Source organism: Lapidilactobacillus gannanensis (genome assembly GCF_003946675.1).
Taxonomy (GTDB): Bacteria; Bacillota; Bacilli; order Lactobacillales; family Lactobacillaceae; genus Lapidilactobacillus; species Lapidilactobacillus gannanensis.
Genome location: NZ_RHOT01000006.1, coordinates 19,055 through 36,252 on the forward strand (window position 1 = coordinate 19,055; position 17,198 = coordinate 36,252).

Here is a 17,198-nt window from a genome sequence, read left to right on the forward strand (position 1 = left end):
ACAAAAATAGCCGTTTAGCGGCTATTTTGCATATTCAACCGTTCGTGTTTCCCGAATCACAGTCACTTTAATGTGTCCAGGATACTCCAGTTCAGTTTCAATTTTGTTTTTGATATTGCGAGCCAAAATAACTGCTTGATCATCAGAAATTTCCGCTGGCTTGACGATAACTCTAACCTCTCGTCCTGCTTGAATCGCAAAACTATGGTCAACGCCATCAAAAGCATCAGTAATTGATTCCAACTTCTCTAACCGATGAATATAATTTTCCAATGATTCTGAACGTGCCCCAGGACGAGCCGCTGAAATTGCATCAGCTGCTGCCACAATGACGGCAATTGGTGAGGTTGGCTCAACATCGCCATGATGTGAGGCAATTGTATTGATAACAACCGGAGATTCATGATACTTAGTTGTTAATTCAACCCCAATTTCCACGTGGGACCCTTCGACTTCATGATCAATTGCTTTACCTATATCGTGTAATAATCCTGCGCGTTTCGCTAAATTCACGTCTTCATCAAGTTCAGAAGCTAATACGCCAGCTAATTTTGCTACTTCAATCGAGTGATTAAGGACATTTTGACCATAACTAGTCCGGAAATGTAAACGACCAACAATCTTAATCAAATCAGGATGCATTGAATGCAAACCTAACTCAAAAATAGCCTGTTCGCCAAGATCACGGATGCGTTCATCCATTTCTTTCCGAGCTTTCTCAACCATCTCTTCAATACGAGCGGGATGAATCCGACCATCTTGAATAAGCTTCTCCAAAGCAATCCGCGCGATTTCACGTCGAATTGGATCAAACCCACTTAAGACGACTGTCTCTGGGGTATCGTCAATAATTAAATCAATCCCAGTTAGTGTCTCCAAAGTTCGGATATTGCGTCCTTCACGACCAATAATTCGGCCCTTCATCTCATCATTCGGCAAGTTGACCACTGTAACGGTGTTCTCCGTTACCAAATCAGCTGCACTGCGTTGAATTGCATCAACGACTAAATTCTTAGCCTTCTTATCAGCTTCACGTTTAGCATCTGATTCACTTTCACGAATCATCACTGCCCGTTCATGCGTCAAATCATCTTTCAACTGGTCCGTAATTTCCTTACGAGCTGCATCCTTTGACAAACCAGCAACTCGTTCTAATTCAGTCGCTTGCTTATCAACTAATTTTGCTGCTTTAGCCTGTTGTGCTTCCACTTCAGCCTGTTTAGCAGTCAGTCGATTCTCATGTTCCTCAAGATTAGCCTCTTTTTTATCTAAGGCCGTATCTTTACGATCCAAAGTTTCTTCACGTTGAACCAAACGATTCTCGGAACGCTGCACTTCGTTACGCCGTTCTTTTAACTCAGCTTCGATTTCACCACGATAGCGATGACTTTCATCTCGGGCTTCTAACAAAGCTTCTTTCTTAGCTGTTGCTGCTTCTTTTTTGGCTCTTGCAATAATATCCTCAGCAGTATCTTTTGCTTCAGCAAGTTGTTCTTCATAAGTGCCTTTGCGAATAAAATATCCGACGACAACTCCAAGGCCTAACATGATGAATGCGATTGCGAGGATTATTGGTAAGTTTGGTGCCATACTTTCCACCTCCGCATCATCAAAAAAATACATTTAGTAAATTTCAAAGATGTTAAATTTTTAGATTGATTACACGTCTTTTATTCTAGCGTTTCCAGCGTTGTGTGTCAATGAAACTTCGTGGTTCCTAATCAAGCAACTCATCAGAATACTTCATTAAGTTCATCCTAATTCAGTAGTCAGTGCGACATAAAACACCCTAATTCCAACCAAAATAAAAAATATCTGGCCGTGACAAAAGGTGGTCAGTCTACTGAAAATCAACGAAAACCGATAATAGCCTAAGTTTCTTTAGCAAAATAAACCGAATTTTAGCTGCTGCAGTTTGTTCGCAAAAGATAAGCAGTACCACTTAACGAAAAAATGCCGAGCAATTCTAACGAATTGTTCGGCATTTTTCGTTAATGCTCGCTGGCTGACCGCCTTTTGTCCCAGGCTGCTTTATTGATGTTTATTAGCAGATTGCCCTTTGACATATTTTTTGATGTTATTCAAAATTAGGCCAACACTATCTATAACGTCGTTATAGCGTTCAATTATTTATCAATTGGTAAGGTTGTTTCTTCTGCTTTTTTTCCTTTAGACTTGCCCTTGGTTGCAGGTTCATCTTCTGACTCAACACTGTCGCCGTCCATGTCAAAAGCTTGACGTACCTGTTTACGAACATCTGCCTCCATTTCAGGATGACTTGCCAAGTATTCTTTAGCGTTTTCACGTCCCTGACCGATTCGTTCGTCGTGATAAGAATACCAGGACCCAGCTTTGTTGATAATATCTTTATCAGCGGCCATATCCAGCAACTCGCCGTTACGAGAAATCCCTTTGCCATACATGATATCAACTTCAGCAACTTTAAAAGGTGGGGCAACCTTATTCTTAACAACTTTAATTTTAGTTCGATTACCAATAATATCCGTCCCATTCTTAATCTGTTCAGAACGACGGACTTCTAAGCGAATTGTTGCGTAGAATTTAAGTGCGCGACCACCTGGTGTTGTTTCGGGATTACCAAACATGATTCCCACTTTTTCACGAATTTGATTAATAAAGATGGCAACCGTTTTAGTCTTATTAATTGTCCCAGAAAGCTTTCGCAAAGCCTGTGACATTAACCGTGCCTGTAAACCAACATGGGAATCTCCCATTTCACCTTCAATTTCAGCACGAGGTACTAATGCCGCCACTGAATCGACAACTAATAAGTCAATCGCGCCACTGGTTACTAAGGCATCAGCAATTGCTAACCCTTGTTCGCCGGTATCAGGCTGTGATAAAAGTAAATCGTCAATGTTAACGCCTAAGGCAGTTGCATAAGCAGGATCCATGGCGTTTTCAGCATCAATGTAAGCTGCTGTACCACCAAGTCGTTGTACTTCAGCAACGGCATGCAAGGCAACAGTAGTTTTACCAGAACTTTCTGGTCCATAGACTTCGATAATTCGGCCTCGGGGATAACCACCAACACCTAGCGCATGATCTAAGGCAAGCGAACCAGTTGAGATAGTAGATATTTGCGTATCAACTTTATCCCCCATCCGCATAACGGCGCCTTTACCATAATTTTTTTCAATTTTCTTTAGCGCGTTTTCCAACGCGGTTTGTCGTTCATCTTTAGCCATAAGTCCTCCTTCTAAGCTTTGACGCTTAGCACATCTCTAATTTTACCTAGTGCACTACTAAAATGCAAGCTAAAAGCGAACAAACGTTCTAACTTTTATTTAATTCATCATACAGCAGTTTAAAACCTGCTAGTGCTGCCCGTTGGCGAATTTCGTTACGTAGGCCGGCGAAATGATATTCTTGAACAATGGTGAATTCATTTGGTCGGGCCAACGCAATATACGTTGTGCCGACTGCCTGACCCTCTAGCTGCTCCGGACCTGCTACCCCAGTAAAGCCTAGCCCATAGTCACTGCCAATCAAATGACGTGCACGTTCGGCCATTTGTTGTGCCACTTCACGACTAACAACACCTTGGTCAGCAATTACTGCTGCCGGAATTCCCAGCAATTCGGTTTTGATGGCATTCGCATAAGTTACAAAACCACCAGCAAAAACCGAAGAGGCACCAGCAACACTCGCTAAATCTGCTTGAAATAGACCAGCAGTCAGGCTTTCAGCGGCAGTCACTGTTCGCTTAGCTTGTTTTAATAAAGCGACAACCTCATTAGGTAAGCGTTGGTTTTCACCATAACCAACAAAATAAGGGGCTAGTCGTGCTGTAATTTGTTGCATGACTGGTTCAATTATAGCTGTTGCTAAATCAGTTGTGGTAGCACGTGCGGTCACGCGCACGCCTATCTCATAGTCCTTCAGATAGGTTGCAATTGTCGGATTCTGTTGCTGAGCAATAATATCAGCTATTTGTGTTGCCAAGAATGACTCGCCTAGTCCGTAGAAGCGCGCCATTTTGGAAACGATCTTCTGTGGCTGACCAGCAATTTCCGGCAAACGTGGGGCAACCTCAGCCGCTAGCATAGGACTGAACTCGCGTGGTGGTCCTGGTAAAATAAAATAACTATGATCTGGTGTTTTATAATAACAACCAACTGCTAAGCCGACTTCATTTGCCAGTGGTTCGCCACCGGCCAAATAAAGTGCTTGGGCAAGATTATTAGCCGGCATTTTACGATTCAGCTGTTGTTGCCACGCTTCTAACTTAGCGATTGCATTTTTATCTTCGACTAATTTGACTGCTAAGTGTTGGGACAACGTTTGTTTCGTCAAATCGTCAGGAGTTGGCCCCAATCCTCCAATCAAGATAAGTAAATCGCTACGACCTTCGGCAATTGCAATTGCATCAATTAATCTAGTCGGATTATCACCAACCACAGTTTGATACTGACTTGCAATTCCCGCCTGAGCCAAAGCTTGGGCCGCTAACTGAGCATTTGTGTTAACAATCTCGCCTAAAAGAATTTCGGTTCCAACAGCAATAATCTCTGCTTTCATGCCACTACCTCCATATACGCATTTCCATGCGGATTTTTTTAAATTAACAAAAAAAGAACGGGCTGCTGCAAATACCTGCACCAACCTCATTCTTCATTAAAGTGATTAAATTAATCATTAGTATCCTTAAAAACTTGGCGATTCTGGATAAAGTAGTCAGCACCAGAATAGATGGTAAAGAATAGGCAAATATACAACAAGACCAAGCCAATTGGGAAATGAATTGCCGCAAAGAAAATATCATTCAATAACAAGAAAATAATGGCTAACATTTGCGTTGTGGTTTTAATTTTACCTGGCATTGCTGCTGCCATGACTTGACCATTCTGTTCCACAATCAATAACCGTAGGCCAGTGACCGCCAACTCGCGACAAACGATAATGGCCACTACCCAAGCTGGTGCCTTTCCTAAAGACACTAGGAAAATAAAAGCAGTCATAACCAACATTTTATCAGCTAAAGGATCAGCAAACTTACCGAAATTAGTCACCAAGTGATTTTTGCGCGCAATTTTACCATCAAGCATATCAGTTAACGACGCCACAATAAAGATGATTGCCGCAATTAATTGCTGGCGCGGAATCACTGCACCACCAATAACTATTTGCCCCCATGGCCAAGTAATTGCCAACAATAGCATAAAAATTGGAATTAGAATAATTCGAAAAACTGTCAATTTATTTGGTAAATTCATTTAAATTAACCCACCCTTTAATTTATTCAGAATCACTGGTTGAACTTGCGCTCTGTACATTAAAGGTAAAGGTCTGGACGACTGAAGCACCAGTCGCTGTTGATAAAGCAACTGACTTATCATTCAGTTTAACCGTTGTATTTGGCGTATTCCCACTTTGAACGGTGAAAACAGTCGTGTCAGCAGGCAAGGTAATGCTATGCGTGCCGCCAGCTTGTAACACGCCTTGCCAACTAGCCCCACTACCATTATTGATTTGCACTTGAATCCAAGCTGAACCGGAATTAGCACCAACAACTAAGGTGTTCTCACCACTAGGTAAATCAGTGACTGTAAAAGCATTTGTCGAGCTACTATCTTGTTCGATCTTTAGCTCAGCCTTCTTGGAAGAGCTAGAAGATTTGGAAGATGACTTGCTGGACTCACTCTTCTTACTTGATTCTGACGAAGATTCTTTACTAGACTCTTTGACTTTCTTACTCGAAGACACAATTTCAGAACTCTGATCTGGAATCTGTGTTTTCCGTGAATTAGCCGCGCGCACTGCAAAGAAGTAAAGACTAGCAATCACGATGATCACGACAGCACCAATAATAATTTTACCGGTATTATTGCGCAACCAACTTCCAAAAGAAGTTGACTCATCATGTAAAGCACGGGCCTTATTTTCAATTGAGTTTTCAGCATATTCCTTTGGTTGTGGTTCAGGAATTTTATCACTGTATTGGTCCAACAGCTCGTGACTATCTAACCCAACTGTCTCCGCATATTGTTTAATAAACGCACGTACATAAAAGTCACCGGGGAGCTGATCAAAATTGCCTTCCTCGATTGCGACTAAGTAACGTTTTTGAATCTTCGTAATTTGCTGCAAATCGTCAAGTGTATAACCTTTTTCAATTCGCGCACTACGTAATTTCTTTCCTACTTCATCCATCAGTTATGTTCACCACCAGCTATTATCCTAATTATTATATCATACTCTCTGAAGAGGACCTATTAAGATTACCTTATATTTTACTTCAGCCAACCGCCATCAACATAGAGGGTTTGTCCGGTTAAGTAGTCCGCATCCGCTGCCACTAAATGTGCCACCCACACAGCAATTTCTTGAGGCTGCGCCAAACGTCCTAACGGGATTTCTGCTTTTAGCGCTGCAAGTTCATTTTCTGAAAAATCGGCATTCATTTGTGTGTTAACTGCACCTGGGGCCACCACATTAACTGTTAATCCACTCCCAGCAACTTCACGAGCATACGCGTTAGCAAAGCTTGTCTGTGCGCCTTTAACTGCACTGTACAACACTTCCATGGCACTGCCAACTGCCCCATAAATTGAGCCAATAAAAACGATTCGTGCATGATCTTGGGCTAACAGGTGTGACTCGGCGGCTCGAATTAACGTCAACGGTGAAAAAAGATGCAGTTGAAACAATTTTTGTTGTTGCTGCACTGTCGTTGTTGAGAAGAGTTGATAATCAGTCGTGCCTTGCGCAAACACCAACGCTTGATAATCACCAAATTGACTTAGCAAATTCGGTTTCAGAAAATTAGGATCCATTAAATCAGCTGAAAAATACTGAAAGTCCTGCTGCGGATACTGCTGACTCAATTGCTGACAAGCCGTTGCTAGCACATCAGTATGCTGAAAGCCATGCAAAATCAATGACCAACCTGACGCTGCCAACTGTTGGCAAATGGCCTGACCAATATCACCAGAAGCACCAAAAACAAATGCACGTTGCTTGCCATTTGATTGTATCATTTTTCAAAATCACCGCCTACTAATTGGACATTAACCAACTGACTATTTTGCAAAAACTTATGAAACTGGGTCTGAACGTCAATTACTTTACGTGTGCTTAGATATTGTTTGATATCGGCAGTTTGCCAGCCATAAAAGCCAAGTTCGGCTGACTCCAATCCTAAACCGCCTAAAGCATCATCACTGAATAGAATATTGCCAACCATTTCCCGTTTAACCCGCTCAAATAAAGTTGGCTCCAACAGCACAGTTGGTTGTAATAACTGCTGTAAAACTGCTTGTAATTCTTGTGGGCGCGGTGAATTAGCCGTAAATAAAACATAATTGAATTGGCGCTCAACTGTTGTATTGAATTGAAAACTGTCATCGACTAAACCAGCATCACGCCATTGTCTGACTGGCAGCGACATTTCGCCAAACAAGGTTGTCAAAGCCAACTCCAAATCTAATTGTAGGCAAATAGCCTGACTAAGATTTGTTTCATTAGCTCCCCGTAATCCTAGGCCTAATTTGGTATTAGCAGTAGGTACTGGCACGCCGCTTGGAGCCGTTTGACTAGATTCAACTACTGGCCAAGTTGCGGGCGACGTCATCACAGCTGACCCTAGTTGTTGCCATAAAGCCGAACGCTGTAAATAATCTGTCACTGTTTGCTGAGCAAAATCAGCCACAATTGTTAGTTGCATCCGCTGTGGTTGATAAAAATAGTGATGCGCTGCTAGCAAAACTTCCGGGGTGATCAATGCCAAGCTATTCAGATCACCAGCAATATCCTCTGCTAAAGCCTGACCAGGATACAACTGCGCCATTAATTGCATTTCTAATTGCCAATCCGGCTGATCTTGATACATCTTAATTTCTTGACTAATAATTTGGCGTTCATTTTGAACACTCGCACGCTGAAAATACGGCTCGCTAACTAATGTTGCCAATAAATCAAGATTTTCCAATAAATGACCAGCGCCAGAAAAATAGTAAGCCGTTTTGGAAGCAGTGGTAAAAGCATTCGTTTGTGCTTGTTGACTGGCAAACTTCTGACTAATATCACCACTGGCTTTATTAAATAATTGATGCTCTAAAAAATGTGCAGTACCAGCAGGTAAGACTAAGTTTTCATTAGCTAGCTTGATTCTACGGTCAAGGCCACCAAAATCAACCATGACCACTGCAAATTGACTTAAAAAACCTGGTTTATCAATTAAATTGACTGTCAATCCATTACTAAGGTGAAATTGGCTCATGCTTGTGTTGCCTCCTGCCCTTGAAAAATTGTGGTTACTCGTAATTGGGCCTGAGCAGCTATTTGACCTAAATAGGCGGCATCAACAGTTGCAAAAGCCTGCGCGTAATTAGCCGCTGACCGTTGCATGGCTGGTTGTAAAGTTTGCAATAGTGTGCGATTCAGCAAACGTTGTGGTGAGTCAACAATTAAGCGACGTTGACTGATCATTTCTGACTGTGTGAGCTGAATTAATGAATCGGGAATCTTACCTGATTTAATTTGCTGCCAGGCCCGTTCAATTGTCGTTAACGCTAGCTCGATATTCTGACGATCCAACCCGGTTTCAATCAATAACCAATTATTCAAAGCATCATAACTTGCACTAATATCATAAACTAGGCCTAACTTTTCCCGAAACATCTGGAACAATAATGACTGTTCACTTCCGCCTAAAATTCGCGTCAGTAAACTAAAGCGCTGAATCTCGGCAGGTTCGTGGATACCGGTAACCTGATAAGCTAAGGTCAAGCGACTTTGCTGACCGGGAATCGGACGGCGCAGTGTTTGCTGCAGAGCCACATTGGTTAGCAAGGCCAGATTATTAGTAATTTGAACTGGACGTGGCTTAAATGGCAGTGCCTGTGTCAGTAACTGTGACCACGGCCACTGTTGCTGATCATTAGTTAACACTGTCAGCGTCACTTGCCATTGGTCCAAGATTTGTTGATATAACGTCTGTAAACGCGAGTAAGTAATCGCAGCTAATTCTGTTAAGCTGCCACTAGCTGCGGTTTGATAATTAGCTGGCAACTTTGCCTGCGCAAAATAAGCCGCCTTAGTTTGCACAAAAGCTTGATATTCAAAATCTTCCTGCAAATCACGTAACTCGCTAGTAAAAGCTTGCCGTTCAATTTTAAAGGCCTTGGCGCCAGCAGCAACTGTTAATAACGGTTTAAAAATCAGTTGCTGAAGTAAGGCTAAAACATCCTGCAAATTACTTTGCTGATAATTTTGAGGTGTATTAGGCTCTACAAAAGCTAAGCGAAACATTAAATCATGATAACCGCCTAAAGCGCGATGAATAATTTGCAAATTGGTACCATATAAGTCGGCCAAATGAGCTGCCAACTGTTCACTTTGCGGATATTGTTGACAACCAGATGCCAACAGCCGACTTAATAACTCTAATTCCGTAAATGTAGCTTGATTAATTTTAGCAAAAAAGTGACATTCGATCAGATTGGTCTGAAATTTCGTGGTTGGTTGAATTAAAATACCAACACCATTAGTCGTTGAATTATCCACAACTTACTCCTCTAGATTGTTAACCATTAAAAATTACGATAAATATTGTTCAGCTGCTGGTGGTGTTTGACCGACAAATTGTTGATAGTTGGCCTCAGTCCAAAGAACTTTCCGCCCTTTGCTGCCCTCCGAAGGACCAACGACGCCCATCTTTTCCATATCTTCAACAATTAAAGCTGCTCGATTATATCCGATTCGAAACCGCCGTTGAATCATTGACGTGCTGGCCTTATCTTCTTGAATCACATAGGCGACAGCATCATTAAAGTGTTCATCATGATCATTTTCAGGATCAGCTTCGCTAACATCGTTGACATGTGCCATTAATTCTTCATCATATTCAGCTGGACGTTGCGCCTTAACAAAATCAATAATTTGTTCCACATCTTGACTAGAAATATAAGCCCCTTGGACCCGGACTGGCTTTGATAAGCCTAATGGGGCAAACATCATGTCCCCGCGACCAAGTAATTTCTCGGCACCGTTCATGTCAAGAATCGTTCGTGAATCAATGCCACTCGAAACTGCAAAAGCAATTCGTGACGGAACATTCGCTTTAATAAGGCCAGTGATAACATCAACAGATGGCCGCTGGGTGGCAATTATCAAATGAACTCCTGCCGCCCGTGCTTTCTGTGCCAAACGAACAATTGATGTTTCAACTTCATTGCCAGCGACCATCATCAAATCAGCCAATTCATCAATGACAATGACTAAGAAAGGCATTTCTTGCATGACTGGGTTATTTTTATCGGCATTATTCTCACGAACTTTAAGATTATATTCTTTAATATCGCGAACTGCTGCCGCCTCAAAACGTTGATAGCGATCTTCCATTTCTGTCACAGCCTTATTTAAGGCATTAGCAGCCTTTTTCGGATCCGTCACAACTGGTAAAAGTAAGTGCGGGATATCATTATAAACTGATAATTCAACCATTTTAGGGTCAATCAACATTAGCTTGACCTCATCTGGACGTGCGTGCATTAAAATGCTTGTAATAATGACGTTGATCATGACTGACTTCCCACTACCAGTCGAACCAGCAATCAATAAATGCGGCATTTTAGTTAAATCAGCTGTCATAATCTGGCCAGTTACTGATTTTCCTAAAGGTACTTCCAAAACTTTGCCCGGATGGCGTGGTTGCTTTTCAATGACTTCGCGGAAAGAAACAGTTGCAATTGTACGATTGGGTACTTCAATCCCCACATAAGGTTTCCCAGGAATCGGCGCCTCAATTCGAATATCTTTAGCAGCTAAGGCTAGCGCCAAATCATCAGCCAAATTAACAATCTTATTAACTTTAACGCCTAAGCCAGGCTTAACTTCATATTTCGTAACAGTTGGACCTAAATCGGCATGAATAATTTTAACGTCAACACCAAAACTCTGGAAAGTCTGCGCTAAAATATGTCGATTTTTCTGAATCAATTCTAATTCACCACTTTGATCAGTTGGTGGAATCACACTTAATAAATCTGTTGTTGGTAATTGATAGTTCGTATAATCCGGCTGACTGTCAGCGGTTGCCGCCGTGACTGCATTGGTCGTACTATCTGTCGGCGGTACCGCTACAGCTGCTGGGGTTGCTGGGGTCGACCCACTCGCCGCTGCAGCTATTGCCGTATTATTCAGGTCAGCGTCAGCAGCTGAATTGGTCGCCATTTGCTCGGGCGTGACCACACCACCGGTTGGCGTAAAATTAACATCAAACCCATCGTGAGCCGTTGGTAAATCTTTTTCAGTCGAAACTGGTGATGTCGCTTGAGTTGCCGGCTTTTTAGGTGTAGTCGCTTTTTTAGACGTTGCTGTTATTGCTGAATCACCTAATTGTGTCTGCTGTTGTTGTAACATTGCCGCAACCGAATCATGACTCCGCGTTGTTTGTGCCTGGCTGGTTTGAATATCAAAATCCGCATCTGTTTCTGTTGCGGTCGTCTTTTGTGGTGCAGCTACTTCATCAGGCTCAGCAAAAAGCCGCGCCTGTAAATTAGCAAAACTAAGTTTGATTTTGCTAGCCACAAATTGTAACCCACGTCCGATTTTCTGCAAAAAGCGCACAACCTCTTGAAAAGGAATACCCGCGAACATCAGTAAACCAGCTAAAATCACTAATATAGCAATCAAAATTGTGCCCCAGTTACTCACTAAAAAGTAAGTGGCACTATAGCCCAGTGCGCCTAACAGGCCACCGCCAACAGGCTGGGTCACGCGGCCGCGTTGAAAATCAGCTTTCAGTAAAGACCAAGTAATATTAAAGAACTGCGTATGAATTTGTTGATGACTAAAAAGAATTTCTGAGTCAAGCACCAAACTTCCTAAATAGACTAACACCATACCAGAAAACCGCTTCGCCGGAATTCGATCAGGAAAATGGCCACTGAATAACAAATATAGCCCTGTCATCCCGAAAACTACAGCAGCAATCAAATAAGTATCACCAACAAATAACCGGAAAGTATTGGCAAATAAATTACCTAAGAACCCCCACCGGAAAACAGCCAAAATAGCAATTAGCATGAAAGCCAAGCCGGTTATGTTGAAACCAACTTTGATTTGCTGACGGCGTTTCTTTTTACTTGTTGGCCGACGTTTACGTTTTGTCTTAGCCATTGCTCCTCCAAACCTTTCTGCAAAACTAGCTCAATCAGTGCTTACTCCTAATCAGTAACTTTAATTTTGAGATTGATCAAAATTAATCTAAAAACCCGACCAATTCAGCAACTCGATTGAACGGGTTTTCACTGTCAGAAACAGCAACTAATTTTAAAAAATTAAACTGAATCATCACTAAATACCGTCATCAAATACCGTCATCTCAGAAGCCTAACTTAGTCTGAGAAATCCTGATTACTGATTAAAGTCTACTTTAATTTATCATGTTCGTAGCGATGACTTAACTCTAAGCCTGCAAATTGCTGTTGCCGCAACGCTTCATAAATAACTAAAGCGGCCGTATTAGATAAATTCAAGGCGCGAACTTTATCAGTCATAGGAATTCTTAAGCATTTCTCAGGATTATCCCGCATAAAATCTTCTGGTAGACCAGTTGTTTCTTTACCAAACAAGAAGTAATGGTCATGCGTGGTATCGGTGAAATCCTGATCACTGTAAACTAAATTAGAAAATTTCGTAATTAAATATAAATAACGTTGGTCAGGAATCGTGGCCAGAAAAGCATCTAAATCATCGTGATACTCAATATTAACATTATCCCAATAATCCAACCCAGCACGTTTTAGATGTTTATCATCAGTTTGAAAGCCTAAGGGCCGGATTAAATGTAAAGTAGTGCCGGTTGCGGCACATGTCCGAGCAATATTACCTGTATTGGCAGGCATTAATGGTTCAAATAACGCAATATGATTAGTCAATTGATAAACCTCTTTTTTAATTTTAAAAGCTAGTCGCAGACAGCCATCTTGATTGCAACACTCATAAAAGTAACCACTATCTAACGCCAACTGGATTATTAATTTCATTTAAAGAAACTGAATACTCGCTAACCATTTTAACATACTTAATCGGTGGAAAACACGCCACAAAAAAATGTAGTCCCTCGGTCAGCCGACAGCGAGAAACTACATTAGTAAGATTATGATCAACACTTTTAGCAAAGGCTACCCTTGATAAAAGTCTGACTTAGACCTTAGCAATAATATAACACGTCTAAAATTTATTTGGCAAGCCTTGCTTTCAGAAAATTAACCAATAATTATCATGCAACTTGCCCTTGTCTTAACCAGCGACTTTACCGTGAATTACTTAGAATCGGTTTCTTCTGAATCAGTTGGTGGCGTCGTTGTTGGTGACGTTAAGTCTTTGGTAGTGAGCGGCGCTTCTTCATACAATCCTGAAACTTGTTGAAACCATTGGAATAAATGACCAATCAAAATTTTCAAAACCGCATAGACGGGAATACCTAACAAAACACCTAAAAGGCCAAACATTTTACCGGCAGCTAGCAATAAAACTAAGGTTGTCGCGGGATGCATTTCCATTTTACTGCCGACGACCAATGGCGCCACAACACGTTGTTCAATCGTTTGCTCAATTGCAAAAACAATCAAAACTTTAACCACCATGAATGAATTTGTGAAAGCCGCAATAATCAATGCGGGGATCATTGCTAAGAATGAGCCTAAATATGGTATTAAGTTTAGAAAACCAGCTAATACGCCTAACGTTAAGGCATACTTTTGGCCGATAATTGAATAACCAATCGAAAACATCACGCCGACCCAAAAGGCTACGGTAAGCTGACCACGAATATAATTGCTTAAAGATAAATTAACTTCGGTCAATAATTGATTAGTGGATTCCCGAAACTTAACCGGCACAAACTTCAAAATATATGGTCTAAACTTCGGACCATCTTTCAGCATGAAGAATAATAAGAACGGTGCGGTTGCCAAAATTACCAAAATATTCGTGATGACACCAACAGCTGAAGTAATATTGTTAAACCAATCATTAACACTACTATTGATTTGTTTTGTTAAAACCTTGCTAGAATCACTGATTTGTTCGCTAATTTGCTTACGAATTGCCGCTAAGTGTGGACTACTTAAAATTTGATTAAACGTATCTTCAATATTTTGCCAATACAGTGGCCAATTCTTAATGATTTGTTGGGTTTGATTTTGAATAATCGGAATTAACGTTAAGATGCCCCAAACAATCAAAGCAATGACCGCAATAAAAATAATGGTAATAGTTAAAATTCGCGGAAAACGAAAATGGCGCTCTGCTAACTCGACAACTGGTTCAATTAAATAATAAAGCACGCCTGCCAAGAGAATTGGCGGTAAGGCCATGCCGAGAAAGGTGCCGACCGGTTGGAAAATCCAACTCATATTGGCAAATAACCAAACAACAATCAGCAGTAACATCACATTAATTAAAATAACAGTTGCCTTATTGTTCAAGAACCATTGATAAAACCAGGAATTTCGTTTTGTTTTATCCGAATGTGGTTCATTCATTGGCTTGACCCCTTAACTTTAAAGATTTGATTGCAACTAATCTTTGGTTGCTGCCTGCGCAAAATGATAAATAATCTCGGTCCCAATCTTAAAAGCAGGTTTGACACCTTGATTATCAAAATGAAGTGCATTCTGTAGTCCAGAAGGTCCAGCCTCACCAAAGACTAAGGTCACATGACCGATTGATTCAAGATTATCGTTGACTAGCTTACCCACTCTGCTAATAACATAATCATGACCATCAATCGTTACATGATCATTAACGGCCAGCGTAATTTTGGCCTGATCTTCTGGCGTCACAAATTTCTGAATCACTGCGACTTCACGCAAAGCCTCACTAGCTGTTTGATTAAACAAGATGACCATTTCATCGCCATCAGTCAATGCTTGCGGGCCAATTGCTGTCACATGTGCTTTAACATCCATTTTAGCTACCTACCTCTACTTGAATAGTTCGACATTAGTCAGGCTCTGTTACCAGATAACCTCGTCAAACTTAATTTCATCATACCCCAATTTTAGCACAGGCCACTCATTTAATGTAGCGAGATGAATAAGTCAAGGCGATTGCTGCGAAAGCTGGTGATATTTTTGAAAAGCAGCGATTAACCTACTTCTAACCTACTTCGTGATGAATTAAAACATTAAATTTCTGCCACATTTAGTCATGGTAAAGAACGGGTATGCTATACTTACAATGACTAAAAATGGAGGTTTGTTCAATGCAAGAAAAAGTTTTTTTTGGCGGTTATACGCGCCGCGAAGGTCAAGGCATCTATACAGCTTGGCTTGATACTGAAAAAGAAGAAGTCAGTGCACCTCAATCATACATCAATGTTCCCCAAGCCACTTATTTGGCAATTAGCAAACGCAATATTCTCTATACTGTCAGCAAAAATGCTGCCGGTGATGGTGGTGTTAGTGCCTATGATTTAACTGGTGAGCAGCCAACATTCATCAATGACGTCATGGCTGTTGGGGCACCCCCAGCTTATGTGGCAATTGATGAAGCACGACAATTAGTTTATGGGGCTAATTATCATAAAGGGCAAGTTTTAGTCTATCGGATTTTAGCTAATGGTGGCCTAGAACTAGCCAGCACCACCACTCATGTTGGTAGCGGTCCTCGACCAGAACAGGACAGTGCTCATGTTCATTTTACTGATCTCACTCCTGATCAACGGTTAGCCGTTTGTGATTTAGGCATTGATGAGCTGGTCACTTATGATGTGAGTGCCAATGGTAGTTTAACTAAAGCAGCTACTTATCGAACTGAAGCTGGCTACGGTCCTCGCCACTTAGTCTTCAACCCCAATGGTCAAGTTGCCTATTTACTCGGCGAATTATCCAGTAAGGTGCAAGTTTTGCGTTATGACAAAGCAACGGGTGCTTTTGAACTAGAAACCACTTATGACTTAATTCCAGCTGACTATACTGAACATAACGGTAGTGCTGCGATTCGGATTAGTCATGATGGTCGTTTCCTTTATGCTTCCAATCGTGGTCATAACTCAATCGCTGTTTTCACAGTTAGTGCTGATGGCTTAGCGCTACAGCTGATTCAACGGATCAGCTCTGAAGGTGATTTTCCTCGTGATTTCAATCTTGACCCAACTGAAAAATTCGTCATCTGCGCCAATCAAAACACTGATAATTCAACGTTATATCGGCGTAACCCAGAAACTGGCTTCTTAACAAAAGTCCAACAAGATATTGTCACACCTGAAAGTGTCTGTGTTGTTTTCCACTAATATTTAGTCATTAATCATCAAAACCAACATGAAAGGATGTTCGCCACGTGAACATTATTAAAGCCATTATCCTGGGTATCATCGAAGGGATCACTGAGTTCTTACCAATCAGTTCCACCGGCCATCTGTACTTGGCTGATGAATTTATTAAGTTAAAAGAATCAACAGCTTTCATTAACATGTTTATGGTCGTGATCCAACTTGGTGCAATTTTGGCCGTCGTGATTCTTTATTTCCATAAATTAAATCCATTTTCCCCGAAGAAAAATCGGGTCGAACGCAGTCAAACTTGGCAGCTTTGGTTTAAAGTCATTGTCGCGATTCTCCCTTCAGTTATTATTGGTTTCCCATTAAATGATTGGATGGATGAACACCTCACTTCTTGGCAAGTGATTGCCACAACGTTAATTGTTTATGGGATTCTATTTATCGTCATCGAACGTCGCAATGCGCATCGAACAAGTCGTCTCAATGACCTTAATACTTTACCTTATTTAACTGCCTTAGAAATTGGGCTGTTCCAAGTATTATCATTGGTACCAGGGACGTCTCGTTCCGGCGCAACTATTTTAGGCGCAATTTTAGTGGGAACATCCCGTTATGTCGGCACTGAATTCTCATTCTTTTTGGCAATTCCAACCATGTTTGGGGCCTCATTACTAAAAATCTGGAAATATTTCAGCCATGGGAATGTTTTTACTGGTGAACAAACGGTTGTTTTACTAGTAGGGACCCTCGTTTCCTTCATCGTTGCCTACTTTGCCATCCGCTTCTTATTGAACTATATTAAGAAAAATGACTTTCAAGCTTTCGGCTGGTATCGTATCGCTCTAGGACTTGTTGTGATTGCCTACTTTGGAATTCGCGCCATTCTCTAGGAATAATTGATCAAATAAAGAATGATAATTAGTTACTTCTAACAACTAAAAAA

At 41.2% G+C, this 17,198-nt stretch carries 14 protein-coding genes; 2 read left to right on the top strand and 12 right to left on the bottom strand.

The genetic code is table 11. The features are described 5' to 3' along the window. Nucleotides 1–21: 21 nt before the first annotated feature. The 12 genes from rny to EKM81_RS02900 form a co-directional block, all read right to left on the bottom strand. Nucleotides 22–1,590 (bottom strand): ribonuclease Y, encoded by a 1,569-nt coding sequence (gene rny / locus EKM81_RS02845; protein WP_125648148.1) that lies wholly within the window; start codon nucleotides 1,588–1,590, stop codon nucleotides 22–24. A 536-nt stretch (nucleotides 1,591–2,126) separates the two neighbouring features. Beyond that, complete coding sequence (gene recA / locus EKM81_RS02850; protein WP_125648151.1) at nucleotides 2,127–3,209, bottom strand: recombinase RecA; 1,083 nt, start codon at nucleotides 3,207–3,209, stop codon at nucleotides 2,127–2,129. A gap of 88 nt (nucleotides 3,210–3,297) precedes the next feature. Then, nucleotides 3,298–4,542 carry a competence/damage-inducible protein A gene (locus EKM81_RS02855; protein ID WP_125648154.1) on the bottom strand — a complete coding sequence of 415 codons (1,245 nt, stop codon included), beginning with the start codon at nucleotides 4,540–4,542 and terminating at the stop codon, nucleotides 3,298–3,300. Nucleotides 4,543–4,652: 110 nt separating this feature from the next. Next, nucleotides 4,653–5,237, bottom strand: coding sequence for a CDP-diacylglycerol--glycerol-3-phosphate 3-phosphatidyltransferase (pgsA, locus tag EKM81_RS02860; RefSeq protein WP_125648158.1), 585 nt, complete (start codon nucleotides 5,235–5,237; stop codon nucleotides 4,653–4,655). Between the two features lie 22 nt (nucleotides 5,238–5,259). After that, nucleotides 5,260–6,174 (bottom strand): helix-turn-helix domain-containing protein, encoded by a 915-nt coding sequence (locus EKM81_RS02865; RefSeq protein ID WP_125648161.1) that lies wholly within the window; start codon nucleotides 6,172–6,174, stop codon nucleotides 5,260–5,262. A gap of 80 nt (nucleotides 6,175–6,254) precedes the next feature. Beyond that, complete coding sequence (ymfI, locus tag EKM81_RS02870; RefSeq protein WP_125648164.1) at nucleotides 6,255–7,001, bottom strand: elongation factor P 5-aminopentanone reductase; 747 nt, start codon at nucleotides 6,999–7,001, stop codon at nucleotides 6,255–6,257. Further along, a complete protein-coding gene (gene yfmH, locus EKM81_RS02875; protein ID WP_125648167.1) occupies nucleotides 6,998–8,242 on the bottom strand; it encodes an EF-P 5-aminopentanol modification-associated protein YfmH in 1,245 nt (414 codons plus the stop codon). Before yfmH ends, ymfI begins: the two co-directional genes overlap by 4 nt. Beyond that, nucleotides 8,239–9,528, bottom strand: coding sequence for an insulinase family protein (locus EKM81_RS02880; RefSeq protein ID WP_125648170.1), 1,290 nt, complete (start codon nucleotides 9,526–9,528; stop codon nucleotides 8,239–8,241). Before EKM81_RS02880 ends, yfmH begins: the two co-directional genes overlap by 4 nt. Nucleotides 9,529–9,561: 33 nt before the next feature. Next, nucleotides 9,562–12,144, bottom strand: coding sequence for a DNA translocase FtsK (locus EKM81_RS02885; protein ID WP_125648173.1), 2,583 nt, complete (start codon nucleotides 12,142–12,144; stop codon nucleotides 9,562–9,564). A 251-nt stretch (nucleotides 12,145–12,395) separates the two neighbouring features. Further along, entirely contained in the window at nucleotides 12,396–12,905 is a 510-nt protein-coding gene (gene trmL / locus EKM81_RS02890; RefSeq protein ID WP_125648294.1) for a tRNA (uridine(34)/cytosine(34)/5-carboxymethylaminomethyluridine(34)-2'-O)-methyltransferase TrmL, read from the bottom strand. A 387-nt stretch (nucleotides 12,906–13,292) separates the two neighbouring features. Further along, entirely contained in the window at nucleotides 13,293–14,516 is a 1,224-nt protein-coding gene (locus tag EKM81_RS02895; RefSeq protein ID WP_125648176.1) for an AI-2E family transporter, read from the bottom strand. Nucleotides 14,517–14,552: 36 nt separating this feature from the next. Next, nucleotides 14,553–14,942, bottom strand: coding sequence for a PTS glucitol/sorbitol transporter subunit IIA (locus EKM81_RS02900; protein ID WP_125648179.1), 390 nt, complete (start codon nucleotides 14,940–14,942; stop codon nucleotides 14,553–14,555). A 296-nt stretch (nucleotides 14,943–15,238) separates the two neighbouring features. On the opposite strand from EKM81_RS02900, the gene EKM81_RS02905 reads away from it, so the two are divergent. Both EKM81_RS02905 and EKM81_RS02910 read left to right on the top strand, forming a co-directional pair. Beyond that, nucleotides 15,239–16,267 (top strand): lactonase family protein, encoded by a 1,029-nt coding sequence (locus EKM81_RS02905; protein ID WP_125648182.1) that lies wholly within the window; start codon nucleotides 15,239–15,241, stop codon nucleotides 16,265–16,267. 47 nt (nucleotides 16,268–16,314) lie between these two features. Continuing rightward, nucleotides 16,315–17,145 carry an undecaprenyl-diphosphate phosphatase gene (locus EKM81_RS02910; protein ID WP_125648185.1) on the top strand — a complete coding sequence of 277 codons (831 nt, stop codon included), beginning with the start codon at nucleotides 16,315–16,317 and terminating at the stop codon, nucleotides 17,143–17,145. The last annotated feature ends 53 nt before the right edge of the window (nucleotides 17,146–17,198 follow it).

Bases quoted from the DNA above. Each gene is read 5' to 3' on its own strand.
- rny (WP_125648148.1), bottom strand. From the start codon at position 1,590: ATGGCACCAAACTTACCAATAATCCTCGCAATCGCATTCATCATGTTA.
- recA (WP_125648151.1), bottom strand. From the start codon at position 3,209: ATGGCTAAAGATGAACGACAAACCGCGTTGGAAAACGCGCTAAAGAAA.
- EKM81_RS02855 (WP_125648154.1), bottom strand. From the start codon at position 4,542: ATGAAAGCAGAGATTATTGCTGTTGGAACCGAAATTCTTTTAGGCGAG.
- pgsA (WP_125648158.1), bottom strand. From the start codon at position 5,237: ATGAATTTACCAAATAAATTGACAGTTTTTCGAATTATTCTAATTCCA.
- EKM81_RS02865 (WP_125648161.1), bottom strand. From the start codon at position 6,174: ATGGATGAAGTAGGAAAGAAATTACGTAGTGCGCGAATTGAAAAAGGT.
- ymfI (WP_125648164.1), bottom strand. From the start codon at position 7,001: ATGATACAATCAAATGGCAAGCAACGTGCATTTGTTTTTGGTGCTTCT.
- yfmH (WP_125648167.1), bottom strand. From the start codon at position 8,242: ATGAGCCAATTTCACCTTAGTAATGGATTGACAGTCAATTTAATTGAT.
- EKM81_RS02885 (WP_125648173.1), bottom strand. From the start codon at position 12,144: ATGGCTAAGACAAAACGTAAACGTCGGCCAACAAGTAAAAAGAAACGC.
- EKM81_RS02895 (WP_125648176.1), bottom strand. From the start codon at position 14,516: ATGAATGAACCACATTCGGATAAAACAAAACGAAATTCCTGGTTTTAT.
- EKM81_RS02900 (WP_125648179.1), bottom strand. From the start codon at position 14,942: ATGGATGTTAAAGCACATGTGACAGCAATTGGCCCGCAAGCATTGACT.
- EKM81_RS02905 (WP_125648182.1), top strand. From the start codon at position 15,239: ATGCAAGAAAAAGTTTTTTTTGGCGGTTATACGCGCCGCGAAGGTCAA.